The sequence below is a fragment of the Frankia sp. CoWAU3 genome (assembly GCF_977971855.1).
Map to the genome: position 1 here is coordinate 1,155 of NZ_CDWWXB010000328.1, position 1,921 is coordinate 3,075.

Sequence of the window (1,921 nt, forward strand, 5' to 3'; positions counted from 1 at the left end):
TGGCTGCGGCCGGCCGGCGGGAGGACCACCCGCGGGAAAACCGCCCGCGGGAAAACCGCCGGTGGGCGGCGGGGGACCGCCGGAACCGGAAGGTGGAGTCCACCCCGACCAGCCGGGCGCCGGGCCGACCGTGGGTCGCCACCCCGGCTCGGCCACCGGGTGGTCCGATCCAGCCGGGCGCTGCTCCGGGCCGCCCGGTTGGTCATCCGTGGGCGGTTCGACGGGCGGGTTCGCCGTCACCGCGCCGCCCCGGCAGCCGGCGTCGCCGCCGGAGGGGTACGGCTGACGTGACCACGTCCGGCCACCCGTACGCATGCGGTGGCCGACGACCGCGCACGCCGCGCAGCTGGAGCTCTCATGCGCCGTACTCCCGGGTTCGAGGCGGTGACCGGCCGGTCAGGCGGACCGGCGGTCGATCACGATCTCCTGGATGACGATGTCGGACTTCGGCCGGTCCTGCGCCCCGGTCGGCGCCTTGGCGATCGCATCCACCACGTCGGTTCCCCGCGTGACCTCACCGAAGATGGTGTGCTTGCGGTTGAGCCAGTCGGTGGGCGCGACCGTGACGAAAAACTGCGAGCCGTTGGTCCCCGGTCCGGCGTTCGCCATTGCGAGCAGGTACGGCCGGTTGAAGGTCAGGTCCGGATGGAACTCGTCGGCGAACCGGTAGCCCGGACCGCCTCGACCGGAGCCCAGCGGGTCACCGCCCTGGATCATGAAGTTTGGAATGACCCGATGAAAGATCGTTCCGCTGTACAGCGGCGTGCCGGTCTTCTTGGCACCGGTCTCCGGGTCCGTCCACTCCTGCGTGCCGGTCGCGAGGCCGACGAAGTTCCGCACCGTCTTGGGAGCGTGGTCGGGGAACAAGCGGATCTCGATGTCCCCCTGAGTCGTCCGCAGCGTCGCGTACAGCTCCTCGGCCATGAGCCTCTCTTCTCTTCAGATCGATCTCTGCGGGTGTCTGGTCAGCCGGCGTCCGGATGGGTCTCGATCGTATGCGCCGGGCGCCGCGGGGGAATTCCATCACCGAGGTTCGCACCGGGTACACCTTCCCAAGGGCACAGCCCAGACATGTCACCCAAGCATTAGTGGCACCCTACGGAGGGTTGACGCGTTGGAGAAGCCCGCCGACGGGGTACGGCACACTTCACAGATCTTGACCACACCGATACCTGGGCACACCACCAGTTCGATGGTCGGACGCCTCGACCATCGGCTCAACGAGAGGGCACCATGAGTACGATATTGAAGGACAGACTATTGAAGGACAGACTGTCACATGTCGCCGACACGGTGCCGGTTAGCGGGCTGTCCGACACCGCGAAGAGCGCCGCCGACCGCGCCGGCACGATCGCTCACAAGGCGGCGAGCAAGGCCGGGGGTACGGCCGGATCGGCCGCGTCGGCCACCAGGGATGTGGGCGCCAGCGTGGCGCACCGGATCTCCGACGCCTCCAGCACGGCCACCAAGACCGGTGCGTCGGCCCAGAAGGCGGCCGGGAAGGCCGCGGGCCGGGCCGTCGGCAAAGCCACCGCCGTGTCCGGTCGGACCGCCAGGCGGATCGAGAAGGCCCGGGCGCATGCCGAGCTCGCCGCCGAACGCGCCCGGGCCGCCGCCGAGCTGCGGGCGGAGAAGCATCGCTCCCGGCGCGCGGTGCAGCGCGAGGCCAAGGCGCGCCTGCAGGCCGACAAAGCCCAGGAGATCCTGGAAAAGCGGCTGGCGAAGGCCGAGTCCAAGATCGCGAGGGTGCACCGCCGTCGGCGGCGGGGGTTCCTCACGCTCGCCCTCGTCGGCGCGGGTGCGGCGGGGACCGCCGCGGTGCGGCGGTACCTGGCCCAGACGGAGGAAAGCCTGGCCACCACCGCCGAACCCGTGCCGCTTGACACCACCGCCACCGCATCCCCCGCCGAGACCACCGCAC

At 70.7% G+C, this 1,921-nt stretch carries 2 protein-coding genes; one reads left to right on the top strand and one right to left on the bottom strand.

Annotation, left to right across the window (positions count from 1 at the left end):
* Positions 1-396 precede the first annotated feature (396 nt).
* Positions 397-924 (bottom strand): peptidylprolyl isomerase, encoded by a 528-nt coding sequence (locus AC08ON_RS18000; RefSeq protein ID WP_011438798.1) that lies wholly within the window; start codon positions 922-924, stop codon positions 397-399.
* A gap of 309 nt (positions 925-1,233) precedes the next feature.
* Here AC08ON_RS18000 and AC08ON_RS18005 point away from each other — a divergent pair.
* Positions 1,234-1,921: hypothetical protein (locus AC08ON_RS18005; protein WP_476617422.1), on the top strand; the 688-nt coding region annotated here is incomplete at its 3' end.